General features: G+C 44.3%; 19 protein-coding genes. 9 read left to right on the top strand and 10 right to left on the bottom strand.

Going from position 1 to position 25400, the window contains the following annotated elements; all coding sequences use genetic code 11:
- Position 1: 1 nt before the first annotated feature.
- Entirely contained in the window at positions 2–538 is a 537-nt protein-coding gene (locus ACNKW2_RS06870; RefSeq protein ID WP_419147892.1) for a TIGR00645 family protein, read from the bottom strand.
- A 181-nt stretch (positions 539–719) separates the two neighbouring features.
- Between ACNKW2_RS06870 and ACNKW2_RS06865 the strand changes: the two genes are divergently transcribed.
- Complete coding sequence (locus tag ACNKW2_RS06865; RefSeq protein WP_419147891.1) at positions 720–962, top strand: hypothetical protein; 243 nt, start codon at positions 720–722, stop codon at positions 960–962.
- Positions 963–1000: 38 nt separating this feature from the next.
- Here the strand turns inward: ACNKW2_RS06865 and topA are convergent, their stop codons facing one another.
- Positions 1001–3646 (bottom strand): type I DNA topoisomerase, encoded by a 2646-nt coding sequence (gene topA / locus ACNKW2_RS06860; RefSeq protein ID WP_419147890.1) that lies wholly within the window; start codon positions 3644–3646, stop codon positions 1001–1003.
- Positions 3647–3897: 251 nt separating this feature from the next.
- Positions 3898–7254, bottom strand: coding sequence for an Ig-like domain-containing protein (locus ACNKW2_RS06855; protein WP_419147889.1), 3357 nt, complete (start codon positions 7252–7254; stop codon positions 3898–3900).
- Between the two features lie 171 nt (positions 7255–7425).
- On the opposite strand from ACNKW2_RS06855, the gene ACNKW2_RS06850 reads away from it, so the two are divergent.
- Positions 7426–8760 carry a dicarboxylate/amino acid:cation symporter gene (locus tag ACNKW2_RS06850; protein ID WP_419147888.1) on the top strand — a complete coding sequence of 445 codons (1335 nt, stop codon included), beginning with the start codon at positions 7426–7428 and terminating at the stop codon, positions 8758–8760.
- Between the two features lie 102 nt (positions 8761–8862).
- Here ACNKW2_RS06850 and ACNKW2_RS06845 read toward each other — a convergent pair whose 3' ends face one another.
- Complete coding sequence (locus tag ACNKW2_RS06845; RefSeq protein ID WP_419147887.1) at positions 8863–10110, bottom strand: tetratricopeptide repeat protein; 1248 nt, start codon at positions 10108–10110, stop codon at positions 8863–8865.
- A 121-nt stretch (positions 10111–10231) separates the two neighbouring features.
- Here ACNKW2_RS06845 and ACNKW2_RS06840 point away from each other — a divergent pair, with 121 nt between their 5' ends.
- Positions 10232–11647: a S41 family peptidase gene (locus ACNKW2_RS06840; protein WP_419147886.1), complete on the top strand. Its 1416-nt coding sequence runs from the start codon at positions 10232–10234 to the stop codon at positions 11645–11647.
- Positions 11648–11766: 119 nt separating this feature from the next.
- On the opposite strand, the gene ACNKW2_RS06835 is transcribed toward ACNKW2_RS06840, so the two are convergent.
- The 3 genes from ACNKW2_RS06835 to ACNKW2_RS06825 form a co-directional block, all read right to left on the bottom strand.
- Positions 11767–14433, bottom strand: coding sequence for a TonB-dependent receptor plug domain-containing protein (locus ACNKW2_RS06835; RefSeq protein ID WP_419147885.1), 2667 nt, complete (start codon positions 14431–14433; stop codon positions 11767–11769).
- 231 nt (positions 14434–14664) lie between these two features.
- Positions 14665–15318: a DUF2987 domain-containing protein gene (locus tag ACNKW2_RS06830; RefSeq protein ID WP_419147884.1), complete on the bottom strand. Its 654-nt coding sequence runs from the start codon at positions 15316–15318 to the stop codon at positions 14665–14667.
- Complete coding sequence (locus tag ACNKW2_RS06825; RefSeq protein ID WP_419147883.1) at positions 15308–16129, bottom strand: glucosaminidase domain-containing protein; 822 nt, start codon at positions 16127–16129, stop codon at positions 15308–15310. The genes ACNKW2_RS06830 and ACNKW2_RS06825 overlap by 11 nt, the downstream gene beginning before the upstream one ends.
- A 220-nt stretch (positions 16130–16349) precedes the next feature.
- On the opposite strand from ACNKW2_RS06825, the gene ACNKW2_RS06820 reads away from it, so the two are divergent.
- The 3 genes from ACNKW2_RS06820 to ACNKW2_RS06810 all read left to right on the top strand — a co-directional run bounded on the left by ACNKW2_RS06820 (position 16350) and on the right by ACNKW2_RS06810 (position 20298).
- Positions 16350–17645, top strand: a complete 1296-nt coding sequence (locus ACNKW2_RS06820) for an anti-phage deoxyguanosine triphosphatase (protein ID WP_419147882.1) — start codon at positions 16350–16352, stop codon at positions 17643–17645.
- Between the two features lie 279 nt (positions 17646–17924).
- Complete coding sequence (locus ACNKW2_RS06815; RefSeq protein ID WP_419147881.1) at positions 17925–19868, top strand: LTA synthase family protein; 1944 nt, start codon at positions 17925–17927, stop codon at positions 19866–19868.
- Positions 19869–19920: 52 nt separating this feature from the next.
- The gene (locus ACNKW2_RS06810; RefSeq protein ID WP_419147880.1) at positions 19921–20298 is read left to right on the top strand and encodes a diacylglycerol kinase; all 378 of its coding nucleotides are present in this window, start codon (positions 19921–19923) and stop codon (positions 20296–20298) included.
- Between the two features lie 43 nt (positions 20299–20341).
- Here the strand turns inward: ACNKW2_RS06810 and ACNKW2_RS06805 are convergent, their stop codons facing one another.
- Both ACNKW2_RS06805 and ACNKW2_RS06800 read right to left on the bottom strand, forming a co-directional pair.
- Complete coding sequence (locus tag ACNKW2_RS06805) at positions 20342–21577, bottom strand: DEAD/DEAH box helicase (RefSeq protein WP_419147879.1); 1236 nt, start codon at positions 21575–21577, stop codon at positions 20342–20344.
- A gap of 227 nt (positions 21578–21804) precedes the next feature.
- A complete protein-coding gene (locus ACNKW2_RS06800; protein ID WP_419147878.1) occupies positions 21805–22239 on the bottom strand; it encodes an exonuclease III in 435 nt (144 codons plus the stop codon).
- Positions 22240–22500: 261 nt separating this feature from the next.
- On the opposite strand from ACNKW2_RS06800, the gene xthA reads away from it, so the two are divergent.
- From xthA to rlmA, 3 genes are all read left to right on the top strand, one after another.
- Positions 22501–23310, top strand: coding sequence for an exodeoxyribonuclease III (xthA, locus tag ACNKW2_RS06795; RefSeq protein WP_336565999.1), 810 nt, complete (start codon positions 22501–22503; stop codon positions 23308–23310).
- An 87-nt stretch (positions 23311–23397) separates the two neighbouring features.
- Positions 23398–24021: an energy-coupling factor ABC transporter permease gene (locus ACNKW2_RS06790; protein ID WP_419147877.1), complete on the top strand. Its 624-nt coding sequence runs from the start codon at positions 23398–23400 to the stop codon at positions 24019–24021.
- The gene (rlmA, locus tag ACNKW2_RS06785) at positions 24018–24824 is read left to right on the top strand and encodes a 23S rRNA (guanine(745)-N(1))-methyltransferase (protein ID WP_419147876.1); all 807 of its coding nucleotides are present in this window, start codon (positions 24018–24020) and stop codon (positions 24822–24824) included. The genes ACNKW2_RS06790 and rlmA overlap by 4 nt, the downstream gene beginning before the upstream one ends.
- A 61-nt stretch (positions 24825–24885) precedes the next feature.
- On the opposite strand, the gene yfbV is transcribed toward rlmA, so the two are convergent.
- On the bottom strand, positions 24886–25332 hold the full coding sequence (yfbV, locus tag ACNKW2_RS06780; RefSeq protein WP_419147875.1) for a terminus macrodomain insulation protein YfbV: 447 nt from the start codon (positions 25330–25332) through the stop codon (positions 24886–24888).
- Positions 25333–25400 lie beyond the last annotated feature (68 nt).

The following is a 25400-nucleotide window of genomic DNA, read 5'->3' as shown; positions in this document are numbered from 1 at the left end:
GTTAGTGTGAGTGGGTTTTGCTGTTAATATAATCGGTCACCGAAAACAGCACCCCTGAAATCACAAAAGTAATGTGGATCCCCACTTTCCAGGCTAATTGCTCACTGGTAAGAGTTTCTGAGTGAATAAACACTTTGAGCAGCTCGACTGCAGAGATGGCAACAATGGCACTGATGAGTTTAATTTTAAGTCCTGAAAAGCCCACCTTCCCCATCCAGGTGGGTTTATCTTCTTGCGGCTCAACATTGAGCTTGGAAACAAAGTTTTCGTAGCCACTGAATATGATGATCAGTAATAGTCCAGCCAGCAGCGCCGTGTCGACTAAAGTAAGAATGCCAATCAGTAACTCCTGATCACTGGCCCCAAGCGCGGTGCTGGTCATGACATATAGTTGCTTAAAAAACTTCAATAACAACAGCACAATAGCAACCAGCAACCCGACAAAAAATGGCGCTAACAACCAACGACCACGAAATAAGGTCTTCTCTAATAAAAACTCCATACGGTTAACATTTGCTGATTTGTTATTGCTTTCCATTACACCCTACTCTGGCCATTAATCTCGCGTTTAAGCTATCGTAAATGCTTGATGATAGCAAAGATCTCCCACTAACAGGATAAAATAAAATTACTTCTCTTGAAGAGCAAATTAATTCGTTTTCATTTTCCAGCATTTTCATCTAAAACAATCATGTTCATTCAACTAATAGGTAACAACAATGAAAACCATGGTTTCATCCCTTTTCGCTCTAGTCTTGTTTGCAAGCAGTGCCGCTGTTGCTAACAGTGAATTAAACCCAGCTCCTGCGGATCTAATTCAAGAGCTAACCGAAATGTGCTTGGACTGGGCTAAAGAAGATGAAGTTCAAACTGCAGAGTTAAAGAGTTACGTGTTAAATTGCGTTAACGATGAGCTCGAAGCCAGTGGCTATGACAAAGTCACCGACGTCGACATCAAATAACAGCCAAAAAATAAGGCCGCGATTGCGGCCTTATTAAATTATGATTTTTTCTTTTTCGAGGCTTTTTCTTCCTCAACCCATTTGCCGTTTTGGTAAGTGGCTTTCCAACCAGTGGCTTTGCCATCCACTTCCGTCATCACGTACTGAGATTTGTTTTTACGTGAATAGCGCACTACCGCCAAATTACCGTCCGGATCTTTGTCTGGGGCATCGGCCAGGTAATAGAATTTTGGCGAAATACGGTCTCTAAAGCGCTTTAACTCCGCCACTTTAGGCGCTCGAGTTTCTCGCGATTTAGGAAAAGTATGGGCCGCCAAGAAAATACCTGAAGCGCCATCACGCAGCACAAAGTGAGCATCAGACTTTTCACACTCAAGCTCTGGCAACGGTACTGGATCTTCTTTTGGTGGAGCCGGCTCGCCATTTTTAAGGAGCTTACGGGTGTTTTTACAGTCTTCACTGGTACAGCCGAAATACTTGCCAAAGCGGCCTGATTTCAGCTGCATGTCTGCGCCACACTTGTCACATTCAATCACAGGGCCATCGTAGCCTTTGATCTTGAAGGTGCCTTTTTCAATTAAATAGCCTTTACAACTAGGGTTATTACCACACACGTGAAGCTTTTTGGTTTCATCAATTAAGTAAGAATCCATGGCGGTTTCACAAATTGGGCAACGCTTCATATGACGCAGCGATTCTGCTTCTGCCTCTTCATCGGCATCGGCAGCAACGGCTTCATCCCCTGATACCAGGTTAATTGTGGTGGTACAGCGTTCTTTTGGCGAAAGATTATAGCCAGTACAGCCTAGGAATACCCCAGTAGATGCCGTTCTAATGCCCATTTTGCGAGAGCAGGTTGGGCAGTCAATGTCGGTTTCTACCATGACGTTTTGACGCATTCCGCCTTCTTCTTCATCGCCAGCTGCCACTTCCAACTGCTTGGAGAAATCTGCATAGAAGTTATCTAGCACCTGAGTCCAAATGCGTTCGCCCTCAGCGATGTCATCAAGGCGGTCTTCCATCTTCGCGGTGAAGTCAAAGTCCATTAAATCATTGAAGTTTTCAATTAAACGATCGGTGACAATTTCACCCATTTTTTCAGCATAGAAACGACGATTCTCGACTCTGACATAACCACGGTCTTGAATGGTCGAGATGATTGACGCATAGGTTGATGGACGGCCAATGCCCCGCTTTTCCAACTCTTTAACCAAGCTGGCTTCGCTAAAGCGTGCCGGTGGCTTAGTAAAGTGCTGCTTCGGATCCAGTGCCAATAAATTCAGCTTATCGCCCACCGCAACCGCAGGAAGCGCTTGGTCTTCTTCGTTCTTTTTACGCACCGCTGGTTGTACCTTAGTCCAACCATCAAACTTCATCACACGCCCTCTGGCTTTCAGTGTGTAGTCTTGTGCAGCCACAGTCAGGGTGGTTAGGTTGTATTCTGCTGGGGTCATTTGACAGGCGACAAATTGTCGCCAGATCAGCTCATAGAGCTTTTTCGCGTCGGCTTCCACGCCTTCAAGGTGACCTGACAAGACATTCACGTCTGAAGGACGAATGGCTTCGTGCGCTTCTTGAGCGTTACCTTTGGCAGAATAACGTAGTGGCGACTCAGGTAAATACTTTTTACCGAATTCGTTTTCGATGTAGCCACGGCACATTTCTAAGGCATCATTAGACAAGTTGGTTGAGTCGGTACGCATATAGGTGATGTAACCCGCTTCATACAAGCGCTGGGCTAGCATCATGGTCTTTTTCACCCCATAGCCTAAACGGGTACTGGCCGCTTGTTGCATGGTAGAGGTGATAAATGGCGCACTCGGCTTACTCTTACTAGGCTTTTCTTCAACCTTAACGACTTCATAATCACTGTGTTCCAGTGCTTTTACTGCCGTGTCGGCCTGAGACTTATTGACCGGCTTAAACGCTTGACCTTGAAATTTTGTGACCGCTAAGCGAATGTCTTCTTGCTTGGCTTTAACGTCGGCATGAATGTCCCAAAACTCTTCTGGGACAAATGCTTTGATTTCACGCTCTCGCTCAACCAGCAAACGCACAGCAACCGATTGCACACGACCGGCAGAAAGACCGCGAGCGACTTTTTGCCACAGCAGAGGGGATACCATAAAGCCAACCACACGGTCGAGAAAACGCCTCGCTTGCTGGGCGTAAACCATGTCAGTATTTAAGTCACCTGGCGCCTCAAACGCTTGAGTAATGGCGTTTTTGGTAATTTCGTTAAACACCACACGCTTGTACTTACTTTCTTCGCCACCAATGATCTGCTCTAGGTGCCAGGCAATGGCTTCCCCTTCTCTATCCAAATCGGTCGCGAGATAGATGTGGTCAGCATCGGCTGCGAGCTTTTGCAATTCTTGCACGACTTTTTCTTTGCCCGGCAAGATTTCGTAGTGAGGCTCCCAGCCTTTTTCTGGGTCAATGCCCATACGCGCAACCAAATTGGCATAGTCTTTTTGCTTTTTGTATCGCGCTTTTTCTTCTGGGTCCATTTTGCGAACTTCAGCAGGCGATTTCGTTGCAACGCCTTTGGTTTTACCCGCACCAGAAGTAGGAAGATCTCGAACGTGACCGACACTGGATTTAACAATGTAGTCTTTGCCAAGATATTTATTGATTGTTTTTGCCTTTGCGGGAGACTCTACAATTACTAGCGATTTGCCCATAGCTGCCTATTTTGACCGATTCTGTCTAATGTTTTGCCCTTACTTGGGCGTTAAATTACTTATAGGTATATCTACAAACACCTATTGTTACAAGCTAAAAATACGAACTTTTCCCCGATCACCGATTTATTATCCAATTTAAGTACAATAATCAACCAATGCGAGAACATATTCTTATATATAGTGTTAAGGCACGGGAATATAAAGGAATAGAAACAAAAATGCCAACCCGAAAGTTGGCATTTTTAAAATTATCCGGCGTCTTTGACAGTTATTCCCAGCCTTTGTTCTTTTCTCTCATCATCATCGCCAATTGCTGGGTAGGTGAATTTTATCGAAAGTTCACCTACTTTCTTATTATTCGGTTCGGTTTCACGAACCAATAGCACACTATATTCAAGCGGCTTGTCCGTATTAGTGTTATCCACAGAACTGCTAATAGAGCCTGAAGCTAGCTCGCCGTTAGTGGTAGATATTTCAACTTCAGTTCCAGCTGGTAGTGGATTACCGTTAATGTCAGAAATAAACATATAGACACGAACTTGAGAGACATCGTTATCGTTACCGGTATCTTCTAAATTTATCGACTTGATATCGCAGAAATCACCTGTATCAGATTCTTCAAGTTCGAGAAGAGTTACAGATGTATTTGAATCCGGATCATCGACAACATCTTGACAACTTTGTAACTCGCCTTCATCTAGCCCCATATCCTTAGCTTCGTCTTTTTTAACTGCAAACCGAACATATGCATCATCTTGAGACATTATAAGCTCAAAATTTCTATACACATTTACCAATTCACGGTTACATTGACCTTGTTCTAAAGCTTCTTGAGAGCATAATAAACCATTATATTTTCCGTCCCCAGGGACACCATCATTATTGGCATCATAGTCAAATATGCCATTGTTATTTGCGTCTATCCACCAATCATCGTGGCCACCATTTTTCGTATTCACCGGTGTGCAAGGACCGGTTGTTGGTGATGCGTCACAATCTTCTTTGTCAAAACGTCCGTTTTCATTGGTGTCCAAAATAGCTTCTGTGAGATCAAACTCCTGACGATATTCGCCAACATCAAACAAACCATTTCTACGCTGAACGCCATCACTAGACTCTTCGTCTCTATGGCTTTCTTGACCTTTAACGAATGCAAGTATGCCTACCCTGCCACCCATTACGACTCGCTCATCGGCATCAGGATCAGTTCCTGTGCTTGGCGCATTTTTTTGGCGCTTTAATCCTTCGATACAAGGCGCTGGTCTATCAAAGTATAAATTACAATTTCTCTTTTCATCCAGCTCTTCATCTGTTTCATTACCTGTTAGATTTGCTCGCACGCGCGGAGGAATATCATTGATCCTATTGCCCCATTTAGGGTCTGAGAATGGACGCTCACCTTGGCTACGCCATACTACAGAGCAAGTCGCTTTATTTGTTCTACAATCATAAGTATCAGATGAATCTAAGCTACCGATTGCTCCAGATTCAGCAATAACTGTCGCAGCTACACCATCGGCATTAAAGTGATTAAACTGATCGCCAAAAAACAAAGTAATGTTTGTTGTGACTCCACTGTAATTATATGAATTTGAATTGATAATATCTGGAGCTGCATCAAATGTATCTTGATCAGTAACACCAGAGCTTAGGATCAGTTGAGATGATACGCTAAATATTTGCTCGCTAAGTGGAATTACTTTCATTTTTCCATCAGGGCACCTTACATCGTCATTATCTGGATCGGTATCGTTACAAGTCTCAGCAACATCATTCCAGCAAGTCACCTCTTTAAATTCGTCACCCTCAGCTGGAATTTCTGACTCAGGAATATAGCAAGCACCAACCACCAAAGGCCCAGGCACTACACCTGATTGAACTGTTGTCCTGATCACTCCATCAGCATTAGTGTTGCCCGTAAGTTGTGTAAGTGATGCTAAACCCTGTTCGTCAGAAAGTCTAAAGTCCACTCGAGCGCGGGGGATAGCTAAGTTATCTTCATCAACTAGCTTGAAGCTGACAACCGACTGTGTCAAAGCACCGCCTTCACCAGGCGGTAAAGCTATAAAACTAACAAAGCCGTCCTCTTCTGGTAAAAATTGAAGTGACTGGGCCTGAGCACTATCCACTACTATGGTGGTCTCTTCATTGATAGGTGAGCTGCCATTTTGAATCGTTACTGAGATGCGATCTTCTCCTTGGCAGCCTTTTGCACGATAGGTAGAACGTGCAATGCCATTGGAGGTCGTGACCATTTCGTCAAGCTCAGCCAGGGCTGGTTCCGCTTGTGAACATGAAGAGCTAAACGCCACTTCTAGTGCACTGTTAATCAAGTTGCCTTCCTCATCGGTTAAGGTAACCGTGATCACTGTGCTGCCACCAGCCGACAGCGAACGTTGCACGCCATTAGAGTCTACTAGGCCATTATCAATGGCGACATTTAACTGTGCTACGCCAATATTAAAGTTCACCGAATCAGTTACATCGGCGTAATCTGGTGAACTAATGGAAATAGTGCCTGCTCCACCTTGGTTGCCTGGCTGAAACTTTAAAATGGCAATACCAAAGTTGTCTGTGAGAGCGGTACCTGTGGAAGGCAAAATATTGCCCAGCGTGGTTTGCGCTGCAATTAACGCATTGGCGATACCATCACTGGTTTGGCTTGATGATAATTTGATAAAGATTTCTGCCGTTTCATTGGAAGAAACCTGGTTTACTTGGCTGCAGCCTTCAGCGATGGGATCGATTTCGGCTTGCTCGCGATTGCTATCCCAACCTGATGGGCAGTCGACCAATAACATGGTATCAAGTTTCGCTGATGCTGTACCATTATCATTATCGCCACCGCCCAACGACTGATAATTCAATGTTGCTGAAGTAGTGATATCGCCCTCTAAATAAGTGGCTGTAACCTGACCTGCTCCAACAGCTGAAGTGACTTTTAAGTTAATGGTTGCCATGCCCTCAGAATTGGTTAGCACAGAACCTGAGCTGGGCTCCATGCTGGCAAACTGACCGGTTTCAAACAGCACTAAACTATTGGCCAGTGCAACACCATCTTTTTTAAGGCTTGCAATAACCGATAATGGCTCAGCTGCAGTTATTGTGTTACTTGGCTGTTGCGTTACAGAATTCACGCTCGATAGAGTAAGTTGTAACCTTCCTTCCGATGTAAACAGCAACTGACTTTCTAACGTTTGTTCACCAAGAGTATAATTGGCCGTAATGGTACCTTGCCCTACTAATGACGTTGGCGTTAGGGTTACTTTTGCTTCACCATTAGCATCAGTGACCACCTCACCATCACTTGGGGACATTGAGGCTATATCACCTACTGAAAATGAAATACTACCATTACTCAGCGGTTCACCGTCTTTTTTTAGTTTGGCAATAACAATTAACGGGGCATCTGGTGAGAGTGTAGTACTGCTTGTTAGTTCACCATCTTTGGATACTGCCGCAGTCAATGACAACGTGTAAATACCATTACCACCGCTATCACCTCCACCAAGGTTATTTGATTCTTTTTCTATACTGCCACCACCGCCACAAGCGGTGAGAAATACAGCGACTAAAAGCATGCTAAAGTAGCGCAGTAATGGCATCTACCTTTCTCCCTAGCTGAATTAATATTGTTATCGCTTAATAGTAACTCAATTTTAGCGTTAAAATCACAATTTTTTCTTAGCTTTTAAAGATTTTCTGTCTTGAAATGCTGTTCATCTGCTGCAAGCCTGTTAAGCTCTACGGATTTTACAATCTATAGTGTTAGGACAATGTCAGAAAATAAAAAAATGGGCCTAACGGCACGCATAGTGATAGGCATGGTTGCGGGCGTCGTTTTAGGCTTTATCTTGCAAACCATACTAGGTGACAAAAAAGAAGTTATTATTCCTCTTGGGCTGTTCGACTTAGCTATTAAAGGCTTTTTAGTCGATGGCTTATTTCATATCGGTGGCCAGATATTTATTGCTAGCTTAAAAATGTTGGTGGTGCCACTGGTGTTTATTTCCCTTGTTTGCGGCTCCTGTAGCTTAAGCGATCCGAAAAAGCTCGGGCGTTTAGGGGGCAAATCCATCGGTTTATATTTAATTACTACCGCCATTGCTATTACCGTCGCGATTACGCTTGCACTGTTTTTTGAACCAGGTAGTGGCCAAGAGTTCCCAAGCTCGGTAACTTATGAGGCCGATGAAGCGAAAACGCTGACCCAAGTCATTATTGATATGTTCCCGACCAACCCCATCGATGCTATGGCCAGTGGTAATATGCTGCAAATCATTGTGTTTGCACTGTTATTTGGTATTGCCATGGCGCTAAGCGGTGAGCCAGGAGCACGCTTGGCGGCAGTATTTGAAGATTTAAATACCGTGGTGCTGAAACTGGTTACTTTATTAATGAACGTAGCGCCGTATGGGGTTTTCTGCCTAATGGCAAAATTATTTACCACCATTGAATTAGACCTTATTGAAGATTTGGGTAAATACTTTATGGTGGTGCTAGCGGCGCTACTTATCCATGGCATAATCAATTACTCTATTTTATTTTATTTACTTACCGGCTTGAATCCGATTACTTTCTTAAAGAAAATGAAAGATGCCTGTATGTTTGCCTTTAGTACTTCGAGCTCCAGTGCCACTATGCCGGTGACATTAGAGACGGCGACCAAAAAGTTAGGAGCTCACAACTCAGTAGCATCGTTTACCGTGCCGCTTGGTGCCACTATCAATATGGATGGTACAGCTATTATGCAAGGGGTAGCAACGGTATTTATTGCCCAAGTATATGGCGTGGATTTAAGCATTAATGACTACCTAATGGTGATCCTCACCGCAACTCTAGCCTCTGTTGGCACCGCTGGTGTACCTGGTGTTGGGATACTGATGCTAGCCATGGTATTAAACCAGGTTGGCTTACCAGAGGATGGGATTGCACTGATCCTTGGTGTTGACCGACTTCTCGATATGACCCGCACCGCAGTCAATGTGACTGGCGACTGTATGGTCACCTGTGCTGTTGCCAAGTCGGAAAAAGAGTTTGATGAAGACATCTTTAACGACCCAGACGCGGCAAGAGAGCTTGAAGAAACCACTTCTAAAGCAAAAGCATAACCCTACACGGCGCGGTATTCTAACCGCGCCGTTTTGCTGCAAAACCGCCCTAGGTCTCTAAAAACACCATCTCTATGTACTTGCTGTAAGGGTCAGCTAAAGTTACTGACAAATTGCCTCCCCGATCCGCTCTAAGTAGGCCTGACATAATCGTTTAGCCTCGGCACCACGACCACTTTGAGATAATACCTTAAACAGCCCGATGGTTGCCTCTGTATGATAGGGGGCAAATGACAGTACATGACGAAACCAAATTTCGGCTTCTGCAGAGTTATTTTGCTTACTGTATTTATTACCAATACTTGCAGCCAGGCTCGCACGCCACGCCCGACCATGGTTGTCAGAACTCGGCTGCTCTTTAGTCATTGTTTCCAGTGCGCTTTTGTAATAACCAATGGCATCACTGAGTTGTCCTGATATTTCGTAAATATCCCCCATGTTAATCAACACATCCCACCTATTAGATTCAATTTCAAGCGCTTGGCGGTAATAGCTAAGCGCTTGTTGGAATTGATTTTGCGCCGAAAGCACAAAGCCGTAGGCTTTGTATGCAGCGGCACTGTTGGGGTTCAATGTAATAGCTTGTTGCGCAAATGCGCTTGCCCTGGTTAGTTCCCGCTGCGCTGATGGCGTGGTTAAACGACCATCAGCCAAAGCTAGCCCTAAGCTCATTTGCTGCCAAGTTAGTGGTGACGCTGCATTGGGCATACGGATTAAGCGTTGTACCAAAGCATTAGCCATCCCAGCGTTCGCCTCTGAAACATTAGGGTTCATCGCCAGCACCTGTTGGTATAACGCCAATGCCATTTCATTATCTTTGCGATTGACCCGGTGGTAATAGTCATCCGCTTGTCTTAGCAGTAAGTTGTGCTGCTTTACTGTACTCTGATCAGCTTGGGATAGAATAACAATGAGCAGCGTCACTAGCACTAACATAGCCAACCCTAGTGCTTTCCAGTGCCAACCAGCAAATTCTCGCAGTAACAGCGCGGTGGTTGTTTTTGTCTGCTCTGAATGGCAATTGGCTGTGGCCGCAATAAATCGATACCCTCGCTTGGGGAGGGTTTCAATAATCTCAGGCTGCCTTGGGTCATCTCCTAACGCTTTTCTTACTCGAGAAATACATCTCGCAAGCGCCTCTTCATTGACCACGCTATTAGGCCAAATCGCTTGTTGTAGTTGCTCTTTGCTGAGCAGCTGCTGTGGTTGCGCCATTAAGGTTAGCAGTAGCTTTATTCCCTGTGGGTCGATACGCTCAGTTTGGATCACGCCGGACTTGCTCAGCTCCCCCGTCACAGGGTTAATTTGCCATTGATTTATCAGCAGTACTTTATCAGCAGTTTTTTTCATATAATCTTACCAATAGCGGTCATAAAAATGCTTTTGTCAGCGAAAAAAGAGGGTTTTGTCAGGGCTTTTTCTGTTACCAATGCAATCATTTAACTCTGTTTTTAAAGCAACGGACACCATTATGAAGCATAAACGAAACTTGCTCAAAATATTGCAGTTTTTAATCGTAATTAGCATCTCGTTTGGACTTGCAGCCGAAGTGAAAAGGTTTACTAAAACGCAAGTGTTAAGTGACTTTGAGATATTGTATCAGTCAGTGATCGCAAGCCATTACCAACCATACGCCTATATCAGCCAAGAGCAATTGGCGCACACCTATGAGCACATCAAAATGCAGTTAACCGCTGCGGATTATTCATTACTGGAGACGGTCAAGTATTATCAACAATTCGTTGCAGCCATCAAGAATGGCCACACTGAAATCGACTTTCCCGTGGCTTCATATTTACACTATGCTGAACACGGAGGCACCTTGTTTCCTCTTGATCTGGCCTTTGAGTCAGGCAAAGCCTTGGTGCGAGCCAATTATGCAAGCAACGTAAATATTGCTATCGGCTCAGAGCTAGTAGCAATAAATGGCCAGCCAATCACTGAGATTTTGGACACAATAACTCCGTACATCTCAGCTGAACGACGCTATTTTAAATTAGCAAAACTCGAACTGTTATCCTTTCCTCGTTATTACTGGCTAGTAGCGGGTCAACAACATCAATATACTGTTACGCTGCGTACCCGTAATGGCACTGAGCAACACACCCTCAGTGGAGTCAAAGTCTTTTCCGGGTTTGAAGAAAAGAAAGATGAGATATTACGGGCGCAGAAAACACTTCGCTTTTACGACTCAACTGCCTATTTAAACCCTGGGCACTTTGCCGGCGATGAACAAGCCTATCAAACTTTCATTGATCAAGCTTTTACGGCAATAAAAAAGCGTAATATGACTAAGCTGATCATAGACCTAAGATACAACAGCGGGGGCAATAATTCATTCAGTGACCACCTGGTGGCCTACCTCGCCGACAAGCCATTTAAATGGTATTCATCCTTTCAACTGCGCAGTAGTGCGCCATTGAAACACGACACCAAGAAAAATCGCAATCTCAACGACCCTTACTGGCAAGCTGTGCTAACCACTGCGAATGGTAAACGGTATAAGTATGACTTTAACTATCAACAACCCGTAGCTAAAGAGCGACGTTTTACCGGCCAAGTCTATGTCCTTATTAATCGTCATAGTTACTCTCAGGCCAGCGTGACTGCAGCACAAATTAAGGACTATGGCTGGGGAGTCATGGTCGGGGAAGAAACCGCTGACTACCCTAGCCTTTACGCATCACAATTTCACTATGTGCTCCCTAACACCGAGCTGAAAGTTAAAATTGCCAAAGGATATATTGTCAGAGTAAACGGCAGCGAAGCACAACATGGGGTGAAGCCAGATATACCTATTCGAGATCACTTACTTGACCAAGAGGATGAAATCTTATCGGGCTTACTGCAACAGCTTGGTGAAGATCAGGCGGCCATAAAGCAGTAAAGTACTTCGTTGTTATTGTAGCAAGCCAATTTAAAACAGTATGATGATAAAACACCAGCCACGTTTTTGACATAAAAAAGCCGCGCATTAAGCGCGGCGGTTTGCGTTTATCAACTTAATTAAAACTGATACGCGAACTTCACATAAGCCTGGCGGCCTAAGATGCTGTGGGTTTTGTTATCAATACCCATTGACTCAGAAGGCGCCAGTGGGGCTTCTTCGTTCAATAGATTCGATGCACCCAGTGTGACTTTTAGATCTTGCACACCAATGTAACTTACGCTGGTATCAACCGTAGTGTAAGAATCGATTTCATACTTATTACCTTGGCTGTCAGCCAAATCTTTGTAAGAGTCGATGTAGTTGATGCCAACATTGGCTAACCAATCCCCTTTCGCCCAATCCATGCCTGCAGTCCAGCGGAATTGTGGGTGCTGGTATTCACCGTTTAGGTCCTCAGCAACGTTAAAGGTATTACCATCATCATCACTTTCGAATGATTGCTCTTCAAAGTTCAATGCGTAAGTTAAGTTATAGTTAAACTTAAATTCACCCATGTCTTGCGTCGTCAGAGCATAAGCAAGGTTTACGTCAAAGCCATCTGTTTCACGGCCACCAATATTTACGAAGGTATCGTTGATAGAGAGGATGCGACCCAGAGTGCTACCCTGATTCGGTGCACGAACCACAAGATCAGGGTCGGTACCACAACAGTCAACTAGCTTTTGCGCACCAATCTTTTTGATCAAGTCTTCTTGGTCATAGTTCCAGTAATCAACACCAATGCTGAAGTCTTCTGTTGCTTGCCAAACCACTCCTAGGTTGTAGTTTTCAGACTCTTCTGGCTGAAGGTTTTTGTTACCTGATACAATTGCAGTGTATTCATATGGGCTACAATCGTCATCGGCACCCGTTTGACGGCAACGCTCTTTATCGATAACGCTTGGCGACTCATCGGTTCTACCTAAGTGTAACTGAACTAACGACGGCGCTCTAAATGCCGTCCCCCAAGAGCCACGTACCACAAGGGTATCAACTGGTGACCAGCGGAATGCCACTTTCGGATCCGTAGTGGTACCAAAGTCACTGTAATCTTCATAACGCAGTGCCAATTGCAGCTCTAAAGTATCCAGCACCGGTACGCTGAATTCAGCAAACACCGCCGTGTTGTCTCTATCGCCATTGGCTTGCGTCGCTTCAGTACCAAAGATTTCACCACGAATGTATTGGCTATCTGGGTTATCTTCAATCTTCTCATAGCGGTGCTCAAAGCCAAACGCCGCAGCCACATAGCCGGCACCAAATTCAAATAACTCACCAGACACCGTACCATCAAGTGATTGCATGGTAGAAGCACCATAACGCGTAGTGGTGGTTTCGAAGAAGGCTAAGCCTTCGGCGGTATTGGTACTTGGTTCAAACGGGTTCCATAAACCTTCATCAATGGCTTGCTGCGCTCTGAGCTTGTTAGGGAAACCATCAAAGCCTTTTTCAACGGCACTAGAGCGAATAGCTGAATACGCTACTTCCCAGTCCCACGCATTCCATACACCTCGCGCTCCTAGCACAGCACGGTAGTATTCAGAGTCAACATCCTTTTTACGGTTACCAATATCCACGGTACGACGACGCATGGAAATGTCTACACCATGTAAGAAGTGGTCTGGGTCGTTAAATAACGGGTGATTAGGGTTATCACCATCCATAAATAATTCGGTAAAGCTTGGGCTGGCTGCACCTTGAATAAAGGTCGATGCGTGCTGGGCGGAAAACTCAGCAAAACCTTCAATATCGTCGGTGATTTCTTGCACACCGTTGTAGTTAAAGCTAACACGCTCAGTGGCTGGCACAGCTGTCATATGAGGCGCATAGTCATAACGGCAAATGTCACCAATAATTAATTCTGGATCACACGTATCACTTCCCCATACATCTGCGAAGATTTGCTGACGCACTGGTGTGCCATCATCGGCAATACGTAGCACAGGTAAGCCTTGCCACTGTTCTTCAGTCAGCATGCTTCTTACCACTTCCACGCTGCCCGGGATACCTGATGAGCTTAACGAATTGTTACCTCCACGGAAACGCTGATCCGCTGTAGAGGTGTAATCACGGTCAGCATACGTTAGGTGCTCTCTTTTGAAGTAATCTAGAGTAAAGTTGTGATGACCGTTGCGCGTAGATGAGCCCCAAAGCAAGGTAAAGTTTTGCTCTTCTGCGCCGCCATCAGCGGTATTGGCTATTTTACCTGCCACTTCAAAGCCATCGATATCATCACGCAAGATAATATTAATTACACCTGCAACCGCGTCTGAACCATAGGTCGCTGAAGCACCATCTTTTAGAATATCGATACGTTTAACTGACGATACTGGAATAGTATTAAGATCAACAAAAGACGTCTCAATGTCTTTAGCGAATGGGCTTACCGCTACACGGCGACCATTAATTAGTACTAGCGTTGATGAGGCACCTAAGCCACGTAAAGCAACACTCGAACCACCGTTTGCAGTGTCATCACTGGAGTTACCTTGCGTACTAAAGGTACCTGTACCTGAAACTGGTAGTTTTTGTAATGCACCAATAAGATCTGTAGAACCCGTCGCAGCAAGATCGTCAGCAGACAAACTGCGAATAGGTGACGGTCCTTCTAAATCCGTTCTTTTGATGTGTGAGCCTGTTACTTCAATGCGTTCAACTTGATTATTTTCTTCTGCGACAGCGTGTTGGTTCATACCAACAAGGACTGCCATGCTAAGCGCACTGAGTGGTAATTTATAGGTCATCCTGTTTCCCCTTAAGTTAATAATTACTCTGTAGTTTTTTAATAATCAAGCCATTATTAACACACAATAACAGGATTAACAATGCATTTATGTAACAGAAAATTAGCACTTAAAGAGGAACAAAGAGGGATTTAAGAGGATAATCTAGCAGTAAAAAGAACTAAAAATGTTCTGCTTTGTTGCAAAAAGTGCACTTCATCTAAAAAAGTGCACTTTTCTGCAAAGTTCACATTACAGGGCCAACCACGGCTGAATGGAGTGCACGGTTTCTGCCTGTTCGACTAAAGTCGTAGTGTTATTTTGCCAACTTTCGTCAACAACCACTTGGCAACTGTTTACTTGGCAGTCACCAATGTTAGTCATTGCTTGATCTGGCGTAGTGAAGTTAACAATCAAGCCTTGTTGCTCAGGAAGCAAGAATGAAAATAGGTATTTGACGAAAAAGCCTGATAGATCTGCTAACAATTGCTCAAACTCTTGGTGCATAGTGTAGAGATCCGCTTTACTTAACGATTGCTGTTCAAACAATTCTGCTTCTATTTGCATCTTTAGCTGACAGTTTGCCTCGCTAGCATGAGGAACCATGATCACTTTGGCTTTGTCTTTATCCAGTTGCTTATCGAACGGCAACAGAAGCTGAGCATCTTCAGTATATGTTAATGGCAAGCTGGCCTTCTCCGTGACGATTTCTCCAGAGCGTAGGCGACATGGCTTCATGGTGTTGGTATCCACCAAATAAAAGCCAATTCGCGCAAACTCGTATTGGCCTTTATTCACCACCTTAAGCCGGTCGTAAAAACTGTCATAGGCGAACGCCACCTCTTGCGCCTTTAAACTTGGGGCTAGCAACAGTGCTAGTAACAATAAGATACGGTTATTCTTCATCAAAATACGCTCGGTTGTGTCTTATCATGTCATTTAGTTCATTCACGTAGTCTTCACCACGTTCGGAATATTTCATTAACCCAGCCGTCAGAGCTGTGGCTTCAATTGGCTGTTTCTGCTTTCTTAGCTCGGCACGCACTTGCCTCAATTGAGCATAAGCATCATGGGTATTGATGTTTCTAAAGTACGACTTTACCGCAGCACGGACCGATTTAAACGCTCTAACCTCATGGTCGGCCGCTTCCGCTCGGCGCCTTGGTACCATGCCGCAACCTTTGCTGTAACACCACTGACCAAAAAAGTTCAAGCCGATGCGAGCAAATCGCGACGTGCCCCAAGCCGATTCATTGGCGGCCTGCATCAAGGCAAGCTCTTTGGGAATAATATCAACACGTTTTAGCGCCCGTTGTAACGACTCAGTAGTTATGGCTTGCTCTTTCATACCATATTTAGCAAACGTTTCTTTCACTTTTTGCTGTTGCGTCGGCGTCAGGGTTTCCTCAAATTGTTTCATCATCAGGGCAATCTCTAACGTGGCCCGTTGCTCTCGGATAAGCTTATTCTCCGCTTCAACGTGCGGCTTGATGAAATCAAAAAACGCCTTTTTCTTTGCTTTGACATCACGAATGTCAGCAAAGTCTGGTAATTTCACGTCATGCAGAGGATCTTCTATTTCCTCGGGCTTCAGTTTAACCACTTCATCTTTAGGCTCCGTCACCTCGGAAGGGGCTTGTTCAGTCACCAAAAAGGGATAAATAAGCGCCCATAACGTGACCAGAGCAATAATCAGTTTAATCAGCTTAGCTTGCATAGTTCTCCTCTCTCAGCCTAGTTCAATAAACGCCCCCTTCCATAGGTTGCTATGAACTAACGCATTAGCTTGCTACTCTATAATTGCTGGACGTCATCTAGTACGTCCTTCAAAATAGCGACGGATAATAGCAAATGCCGCTATTAAACGCGAATTTTCGTTTACTTATCGTACTTAGTTTAGTCCAAAATAAGTCTAAGATAAAAAAAGGAAAAGTGGTATGGACTCAACAGCTTGGCAGCAACGTCTGCTCAATCAGCAAAAGCACAGGCCAAACGATAACCGCTCTGCGTGGCAAATCGACCGCTCACGGATCATCCATGCCGCGGCCTTTCGCCGTTTGCAAGCCAAAACGCAAATTATGGCCATTGGTGTCAATGACTTTTACCGCACCCGCCTGACTCACTCATTAGAGGTTTCGCAAATTGGCAGTGGTCTATTACGCCATTTAAAAAGACACTATAGCGATTTTAGTCATTTTCCATCCACCAGCCTAATCGAAACCTTATGCTTAGCCCATGATATCGGTCACCCTCCTTTTGGCCATGGCGGGGAAATCGCTCTAAATTACCTAATGCGGGAGCACGGTGGCTTCGAGGGCAATGCTCAAACTCTGCGAATTGTTACTAAGCTCGAACCTTACACCAAAGGGTTTGGCATGAACCTAACCCGTCGGACACTACTAGGCTTTATCAAGTACCCGGCGATTATTGATAAGCTTTGGCAGCAACAACCAGAGCACAGTCCAACTCGACGCTATATTCTCTCTAGTGACTGGTTACCAGCCAAGGGCATTTATCAGTGCGATAGCGATGTTTTTGATTGGGTTCTCGCTCCTTTTTCGGCAAATGACCGGGCGCAGCTCCAGAAAATGGCAGTCAAAGATGCCTTTCGCCATAAAACGCTCTTTAAGTCGCTCGATTGTGCCATCATGGAATACGCCGATGATATTGCTTATGCCGTACATGATCTGGAGGATGCCATTGCCACAGAAACACTCAACGAGTCTGAATGGCGTCATTTTGCGGTGCCTGAGTTAACCGCTTTAGATTCCAAGTGGCTGACTCAAAACCTTAACCGCATTAGTCAGCACTTGTTTTCTGATGAAGAGTCTGAGCGTAAAGATTGTATTGGCGAATTAGTTAACTTATTTATCGTCAATTGTGAGCTCACCGTACAGCATAGCGACTTTGAGTCTCCCCTACTTCATTACACCGTGACCATGAAGCCAGAGTTCCAAGAGATATTACAAGTACTTAAAACCTTTGTTTACCGTCGCCTTATTCGTGAGCCAAAAATGCAGCAAATCGAGTTTAGCGGTCAAACTCTGCTCATCGATTTATTTGAAGTCTTTGCCAGTGACCCCATGCGACTGCTTCCATATACCACCCAGACTCTTTATCAACAGGCTCAGGGAGACACCGAGCAAATGCGTGTATTGGCAGACTATCTCGGCGGTATGTCAGACGAATATGCCCGCAAAGCCCACAGTCGCTTATTTACTGGCGAATTATAACTTCGGACATGATGAATGATTGTATTAACAATACTCATGACAGTATCTAGATAATCTGAAAATACTTGAGCAGTATTTTATTGAAACAGACACAATACTGCTCAATCTCTGCATGCCACAATGAAGCAATTCCATCAGTACATTTCCAATTACAAAAGGGGTTGAAAGAAGTTATAACACCTAGATAGAAGAACTAGATTATCTTCAATCCCGCTTCCTAAGCTTTTCTTAAGTTTCGCCATTTAACCTAGTGAAAATGAAACACAACACTTCATCACTATGTCTCTATTAAACCTACAAAATCCGTATATAAAACCGTTTATTTGTTTTTTTCTTACCTTATTGGCAATACTAACCTTCAGCCGCTTAGGTTTATCTGCTTGGATGCTCGATAGATTAGCTGTCATCGATCCGCTGACTTTTTTACTATCGGGGTTCAGAATTGACCTAAGTTCGGTGGCCTACTTGGCTATGCCATTATTATTTACAATGGTCTTACATTCCATATCACCACAACTCATCAAACGCTTTATATGGCTTTTGATAATCAGCTATGTGGTCACATGTATTACTGTCGTGATCTTGCTAGAAGCAGCGACACCGGCATTTATTCAACAATATGATGTGAGACCTAACCGGCTGTTTATAGAGTACTTAAGCTACCCCAAAGAAGTCTTCTCTATGTTGTTAAGTGGCCACTTAGGAACACTGATTATGACCTCTGTGTTGTGCGCCACTACAGTGTTTATGACTATCAAATACTTCCCTCGAGTAGAGCAGCGACCCAAGTCGAGGCGCAGTATCTTGTTGTTGTCTTCAGTAAGTTTTCTAGCCCTAGTGTTTATGGCTCGAGGAACTGTGGGACATCGTCCTCTTAACCCAGCCATGGTTTACTTTTCGCAAGACGCATTAGTTAACTCATTAACCATCAACTCAGCTTACAGTGTGGCTTTTGCCATTAAAAATATGGCTAACGAGAAAAGTGCAGCAGCCCTTTATGGCACACTACCGCAGCAGAAAGTAGTAGATACGGTCAGGCAAGCCAGTTTCAAAAATCATTTTATTTCAGATCAAATCCCAACACTGGCATCCAATCCTGCTTACCATAAAGGAAAGAAAAAAAACTTGGTGATTATTTTGGAAGAAAGTTTAGGTGCAAGGTTTGTTGGAGCCCTAGGTGGTGCTAACTTGACGCCTGAAATGGATAAACTCTATCAACAAGGTTGGGGACTGAAACACTTGTATGCAACTGGCACTCGCTCAGTGCGAGGTATAGAAGCAGTTATTACCGGTTTTTTACCATCGCCGTCGCGTTCGGTGGTTAAGCTTTCCAAGTCGCAACAACAGTTTTACACGCTAGCGGATGTGCTAAGCAAAGAAAATTACACAACCCAGTTTATATATGGTGGCGAAAGTCATTTCGACAACATGAAAAGCTTTTTTTTAGGTAATGGTTTTCAACACATTGTTGATGTTGATGATATTGAAAACCCAGAGTTTGTAGGCTCTTGGGGAGTCAGTGACGAAGATCTTTTTAATCAAGCCGATAAAGAGTTGACCAAGTTGAAGCAACAAAGCAAACCGTTTTTTAGCTTGATTTTTACATCGAGTAATCATGACCCATTTGATATCCCCAGCGGTAAAGTCTCACTTCCGACAAATCACAGCAGTGAAAAGCCTGCCAGAGATCTGGCAATAAAGTATGCAGATTATGCCCTTGGCAAGTTTATAGCCCAAGCCAAACAACGTCGTTATTGGCATAATACCGTATTTTTAATTGTTGCTGATCATGATGTCAGAGTATATGGCTCTGAACCGGTACCAATAAAATCCTTTCATATCCCTGCGATTATTTTAAATAGTGAATTCGACCAGCAACAAGATCTCAGGTTGGTGAGTCAAATTGACCTCCCTGTCACTCTTCTATCTTTAGTAGGCATTTCTAAGCCGACTCCGATGGTAGGTTTTGACCTGACCAAGCAATACCCAGTTGAAAGGGCCATGATGCAGTACTATGACAACTTTGCTTACATTGAAAACAGTCACGTGGCAATTTTAATGCCAGGCAATAAAGTGAGCTGTTGGCATTATGACGTAAACAAAAAGCGTCAAACCCCATTAAAAGATTGTCAAAAAATGGCGTCTTTACAGCAAAAAGCGCTGGCACATGTGATCTTTAGCAACCTTGCCTATGAGCAACAACGCTACAAAATAGCCCAGTAAGCACAAACCAAATTAATACATATTTAGCAGCCGGATTATCGAGGAGAATAAGGTGCAGTTTAACAACAAAAACAAACCCAAGGGGATTAAACGTCTTTACTTAGCATTAGGACATTCCTGTCGAGCAATCCATTGGCTGGCAAAAAATGAATCTGCTTTTCGTCAAGAGTTACTACTCTTAGGGATTACCGCAATTATTGTATTAGCTTTGGAAGTCTCTTGTTATGAAGGAGTTATGATGATTTGCGCCACAATGTTGGTAATATTTGCAGAAGTCCTTAATTCTGCCATTGAAGTGATAATTGATAGAGTTAGTTTAGAGATACATCCCCTTTCTGGGCTGGCGAAAGACCTAGGCTCTGCCGCTGTACTCATCGCATTACTCATACTTATGTGTATTTGGGGAAGTGTTATATATACCAATATCTAAATCAGAATAAACCCGCCCAGTTTGCGACTGGGCTTATTAATGCTTACTTTCTTTTACGCTTACTTCGCGTACCTAAGATACGCTTTTTATCTCTTTGCTTTTTAGACTTACCGGAATTGCGGCGATTATCTTTCGGCTCTCGAGTGAGATCGGGCTCGTAGCCCGGTAACCACTGTGGCGCAAAACGCTCATCCAAAAAGATTTCGATCTCTTCAAGCAGCCACTGTTCATCAATACTCACTAAGGAGATCGCCTGACCGCTTTGACCGGCGCGACCACTGCGGCCAATGCGATGAACATAATCTTCCGCTACATACGGTAATTCGGCATTAAAAACATAATTTAATGAACCAATGTCAATTCCTCGTGCAGCCACATCAGTGGCAACCAGTACACGAATATCCCCTGACTTAAATTGTGCCAATGCTTTATCTCTAGCGCCTTGTGATTTATCACCGTGGATCGCCGCGGTTTTTAAGCCGTCTTTATTCAGCTCTTTGGCGTAGTGGTCGGCACTGTTTTTTGTCCGAGTAAACACCAGTACTTGATGCCAATTATTTTTACCAATGAGGTGCGCTATCAACTCACGCTTGCGCTCTTCGTCCACAGAGTAAAACAGCTGTGTTACCGTAGTAGCTGTGCTATTTTCACTCTCGACACCAACCCGTTTTGGATCACGTAGCCACGGCTTTACTTGGGATAGAACGCTGTCGTCCACGGTTGCTGAGAACAACAGGGTTTGACGTTCAATAGGCATGTTGCGCATGATACGCTTGATCTCGGCCATAAAACCCATGTCTAGCATGCGATCCGCCTCGTCAAAAACCAGATGACGAATATGCTCAAGTGATAATGTGTTTTTGATGATATGGTCCAATAAGCGCCCAGGCGTCGCCACCACTATATCCACCCCAGCGTTTAGGCGTTTTTCCTGGGGGCCAATATTGGCGCCGCCATACAAACAAGCAACGGTTAATGGTGTCTGCCCTATTAGCTGTTGGGTATGCTCTGCAACCTGCTGTGCAAGCTCTCTAGTCGGAGTTAATACCAATACTTTAACCACTGGTTTGTCAGCACGCTGACCCGTTAATAATTGCTGCAGAATGGGGAGCATAAACGCCGCGGTTTTTCCCGTTCCGGTTTGGGCACTAGCGATTAAGTCATTGCCTGCCAACAGCAGTGGAATGCTTTTCTCTTGGATTGCCGTTACCGTTGCAAAGCCTAACTCGGAAACGGCCGCTAATAACTCGGGATGGAGCTCTAAGGCACTAAATTTCATCAATGATCTATGCTAAAGAAAAATTAGCGCGAGTATAGCAAATATTTGTCTCGAGGTTATAAGGTTAAATGGCAACCAAGAATACTGTGCTTGGTTTTTTATTGTGAAGGCTGATCCAATATGGCGCGTGTACCTACTCATAATGAGCTTACCATTAAAAATCAAAAAGGGGTGCACAAAGCACCCTTTTCATCACAACAGATTGTGGCTAAAGTTTCGCACCAGCATTAGATAGCTGCGTTGCGGATCTCTTTTACAAACTGCTGTACTGGCATATTGTTACAACGTAAGTTGAGAACCTGCTTGCTGTTTAAACGCAGTGTTTTAACACCGTGGCGCGCTGCGCTAATGCAAAGCTCAGTTGCACGGTCTGTGCTTTGTGCAACTAACTTGACCTTTTTCTCTTCCTTTTGAACGCGCTTTGACGTTTTTGCAAACTCACGAATATCTTCGCCATTACACTCTAGGCTTGGTGAGAAGCGAGAGATAAAAATTCCCATTGCCGCGGCCTCGGCGCGAGCCGCACTAAACCCTTGCTCTGCAGCAACAGCACACACTTTAGTTGCTGGTGATTGATCCGCTTGCGTAAACTCAACTTGAGAAGCAAGAGCAGATGTTGAAGCGAAAGTTACAAGACCAAAGAAAGAGAGAGATTTAAGCATAATATACCCCAAATGAACGATTCGGGCTGCATTATAATTACACAGAGCAATAAGTAAACACATAATTCATGCTTTACTGTCTATTTAATGATCTATTTACACCTATTTAAAAACCTGCTTATCACCACCCTAAAGTTGCACCTTTATTAACATTCACTCAGGCGTTGGTGGCGCATAAAATCAATGCCCTGATACGCTGACCCAAGCTTATTTAAATGATAAAATCTAAATCATCAACAAAGACAGGAATTAGAAAGCGTGATGAAAGTCGTTTCTTTTAATATCAATGGCCTCAGAGCTAGACTGCACCAACTCCAAGCACTCATCGAAAAGCACCAACCCGACGTTATTGGACTTCAAGAGATAAAGGTCCATGATGAAGCGTTTCCTGTAAGCGACGTGGAAGCTATGGGCTATCATGTGTATTTTCATGGGCAAAAGGCACACTATGGTGTGGCTATTCTGTCAAAACGTCCTGCAAAAGCCATTCAAAAAGGCTTTACCACCGACACTGATGACGCACAGCGAAGAATGATCAGCGGTACTTTTGCAACCGACTCTGGCACTGAAGTGACAATAATGAATGGCTATTTTCCACAAGGGGACAACATTAACCATGAAACCAAGTTCCCGTACAAAAGACAGTTTTATGCCGATTTAATGACACATTTAGATAATCATGCCGACCCAGAGAGTCACCTCATTGTCATGGGCGACATTAATATTTCACCTATGGACGCTGACATTGGTATTGGCGAGCAAAATCGTAAACGTTGGTTACGTACAGGTAAGTGCTCATTTCAACCAGAAGAACGCCAATGGCTACAAAAATTGCTCGATTGGGGCTTTAAAGACACCTTCAGAGAATTAACTCCCGAAGCAACAGATAAGTACTCGTGGTTCGACTATCGTTCTAAAGGCTTTGTTGACAACCGCGGCCTGCGCATAGATGTGGTGCTGGCTACCGCGCCATTAATGGCCAAGTGCACAGAAAGTGACATCGATTATGAGCTACGTGGGATCGAAAAGCCCTCTGATCATGCGCCAATTTGGGCCAGCTTTGATCTCTAAGTAAGCCCCATAACGTAAGCGTAGCCATGAGTGATCAATAGTTAAAACCAGTGGCTTTGTGCCACTGCCACCTTGGGATAACGGAACGTGACCTTTTTAGCAGCTGTTGTTTTATTTTTAATCAGCATTAATCGCCTCGAATACCAAGCCCTGTTCACAGTGCCAGCGAGGCAAACTGGTGTGCTCAGTAGTGCCGTGGTACTGGCTTTTTTGTGGCAAATACAGGCCGGGATCTTACCGCACCTTGATATTCATATACTGGGGTTAACCGCGGTAACCTTAGTGTTGGGCTGGCGTTTGGGGATATTAAGTGCCACTCTCGCCAGTCTCCTCCATGGTTACTTTGCTGGTTTTAGCGTCGCTGAATTGGGTGACTTTTGGCTCTTTACCGCCTTAATCCCTTGTTATCTGAGCTATGGCTTTTTTGCGTTATGCTACCATTACTTACCACGTCATTTCTTTGTGTATATTTTTGTCTGCGCATTTATTTTTGCCGGTACGGTCGGCTGTTTAAAAATTCTCGTCAGTGCCTTGTATTATTACGCCGTTGGCACCTACTCTTGGTTTGAGCTGGCGGATAATTATATCCATTTTGCCATTATTATGTGGTTTCCAGAAGCGATGCTCAATGGCATGGCCATCACGCTTTTGATCACCTATCGCCCACATTGGGTGAAAACCTTTTACGATAAGGAATACTTAGACAAATGATCAGCCACTACCGCTGTCCTCTTTGCCACCAGCCTTTATACCAAGGCGGTATCAGCTATCGCTGTAATCAGAATCATCAGTTTGACATTGCCAAAGAAGGCTATGTTAATTTGCTCCCAGTGCAAAATAAAAAGTCTAAACAACCTGGGGATAATGCCGAGATGGTTGCCGCTAGACGAGCGTTTTTCGACACCGATCACTACCATTTTTTACGCGACCATCTGGCTAACCGAGTCGCGGCTATGGCCCCAAGCACAGTGCTCGATTTAGGCTGTGGGGAAGGTTTTTATACCCAAGCCATTGCCCAGCAATGTAATAGCAGTCAAGTATATGGTGTTGATATTGCCAAAACCGCGGTTCGCTATGGGGCTAAACGCTATAGTCAAGTCAACTTCAGTGTTGCATCAATTAAAGACGCGCCGTTTGCAGACGGCTTTGCTGATGTGATTGTTAGTGTGTTTGCTCCGGTGTTTGCCGAGGAGCTAGCTCGGTTAGCGAGTCAAACAGGCAAATTGATTGTTGTGGCACCTGGTCCACGCCATTTGTTTGAACTGAAATCATTGATTTATCAGGAAGTAAAACTTCATAAAACGCCTGACGTGCCTGACGGCTTTGCACTCGATACCAGCAAGCAATTAGAGCAAACTCAGACGTTCGATTATGAATGTGTGCAGAACTTAGTGATGATGACGCCATTTGCGTGGAAGTTTAAGCAGGAGCACTTTGAACAGCTGGAGAAGCTTGGCAAGATTGATATCACCTTATCTTTTGTGGTCAGTGAGTACCATAAAGTTGAGTGTTAAGGTTTAGGCTGCTGTGGGTAGCAGCCTGATAAATTCACCTAGCAGTGGATTGATGCGTGAACTATAAGTTTTCTTTGGTAAAGGCTTTGTCCATTTTATCGAACATGTCTTTTAGCAGTCGCGCTAATTCGCGATAGCGAGGTTTACGAGACGACAATGGCGTGTCATACCCTTGCGCCACCATCTTTTGATGGAGTTCGGTGTACCACGAATACAATGCTGGGTTTAATGGGGTTTCGGCCCGTTTACCTAGCCACAATAACCCTTGTACCGGTAGAGATAAAAAAAACAAGGCAATGGCTATCGCTTGCGGTAAGTACTGCCAACCCAGATGGGTGGTTTGCAAAAATAGCGTAAATACTGCCAACATGGGCATGGTATTCAGTGCCAGCTCGGTTGCCTTTATCACCCTAAACTCTGGGAATAAGGGTGCCAGCTCCTTGCGCATAGGCCACTCTTTCGAGTATTGACGTCCAAGTTGCACTTGCGAAATAAGACTTTTTTGCATCATAACTCCTAGGTGCTAACTTTTATATAAAAAATGCGGTAAAATTAACGTCTTTAATGTCAACTATA

It is taken from the genome of Pseudoalteromonas 'SMAR', assembly GCF_048515945.1.
Classification (GTDB): Bacteria; Pseudomonadota; Gammaproteobacteria; order Enterobacterales; family Alteromonadaceae; genus Pseudoalteromonas.
The sequence above is the reverse complement of the archived record's forward strand: the minus strand, read 5'-3'. Positions and strand labels throughout refer to the sequence as shown.

What these genes read in the sequence shown, in the direction of transcription:
- ACNKW2_RS06870 (WP_419147892.1), bottom strand. Translation starts at nt 538, where the DNA reads ATGGAAAGCAATAACAAATCAGCAAATGTTAACCGTATGGAGTTTTTA.
- ACNKW2_RS06865 (WP_419147891.1), top strand. Translation starts at nt 720, where the DNA reads ATGAAAACCATGGTTTCATCCCTTTTCGCTCTAGTCTTGTTTGCAAGC.
- topA (WP_419147890.1), bottom strand. Translation starts at nt 3,646, where the DNA reads ATGGGCAAATCGCTAGTAATTGTAGAGTCTCCCGCAAAGGCAAAAACA.
- ACNKW2_RS06855 (WP_419147889.1), bottom strand. Translation starts at nt 7,254, where the DNA reads ATGCCATTACTGCGCTACTTTAGCATGCTTTTAGTCGCTGTATTTCTC.
- ACNKW2_RS06850 (WP_419147888.1), top strand. Translation starts at nt 7,426, where the DNA reads ATGTCAGAAAATAAAAAAATGGGCCTAACGGCACGCATAGTGATAGGC.
- ACNKW2_RS06845 (WP_419147887.1), bottom strand. Translation starts at nt 10,110, where the DNA reads ATGAAAAAAACTGCTGATAAAGTACTGCTGATAAATCAATGGCAAATT.
- ACNKW2_RS06840 (WP_419147886.1), top strand. Translation starts at nt 10,232, where the DNA reads ATGAAGCATAAACGAAACTTGCTCAAAATATTGCAGTTTTTAATCGTA.
- ACNKW2_RS06835 (WP_419147885.1), bottom strand. Translation starts at nt 14,433, where the DNA reads ATGACCTATAAATTACCACTCAGTGCGCTTAGCATGGCAGTCCTTGTT.
- ACNKW2_RS06830 (WP_419147884.1), bottom strand. Translation starts at nt 15,318, where the DNA reads ATGAAGAATAACCGTATCTTATTGTTACTAGCACTGTTGCTAGCCCCA.
- ACNKW2_RS06825 (WP_419147883.1), bottom strand. Translation starts at nt 16,129, where the DNA reads ATGCAAGCTAAGCTGATTAAACTGATTATTGCTCTGGTCACGTTATGG.
- ACNKW2_RS06820 (WP_419147882.1), top strand. Translation starts at nt 16,350, where the DNA reads ATGGACTCAACAGCTTGGCAGCAACGTCTGCTCAATCAGCAAAAGCAC.
- ACNKW2_RS06815 (WP_419147881.1), top strand. Translation starts at nt 17,925, where the DNA reads ATGTCTCTATTAAACCTACAAAATCCGTATATAAAACCGTTTATTTGT.
- ACNKW2_RS06805 (WP_419147879.1), bottom strand. Translation starts at nt 21,577, where the DNA reads ATGAAATTTAGTGCCTTAGAGCTCCATCCCGAGTTATTAGCGGCCGTT.
- ACNKW2_RS06800 (WP_419147878.1), bottom strand. Translation starts at nt 22,239, where the DNA reads ATGCTTAAATCTCTCTCTTTCTTTGGTCTTGTAACTTTCGCTTCAACA.
- xthA (WP_336565999.1), top strand. Translation starts at nt 22,501, where the DNA reads ATGAAAGTCGTTTCTTTTAATATCAATGGCCTCAGAGCTAGACTGCAC.
- rlmA (WP_419147876.1), top strand. Translation starts at nt 24,018, where the DNA reads ATGATCAGCCACTACCGCTGTCCTCTTTGCCACCAGCCTTTATACCAA.
- yfbV (WP_419147875.1), bottom strand. Translation starts at nt 25,332, where the DNA reads ATGCAAAAAAGTCTTATTTCGCAAGTGCAACTTGGACGTCAATACTCG.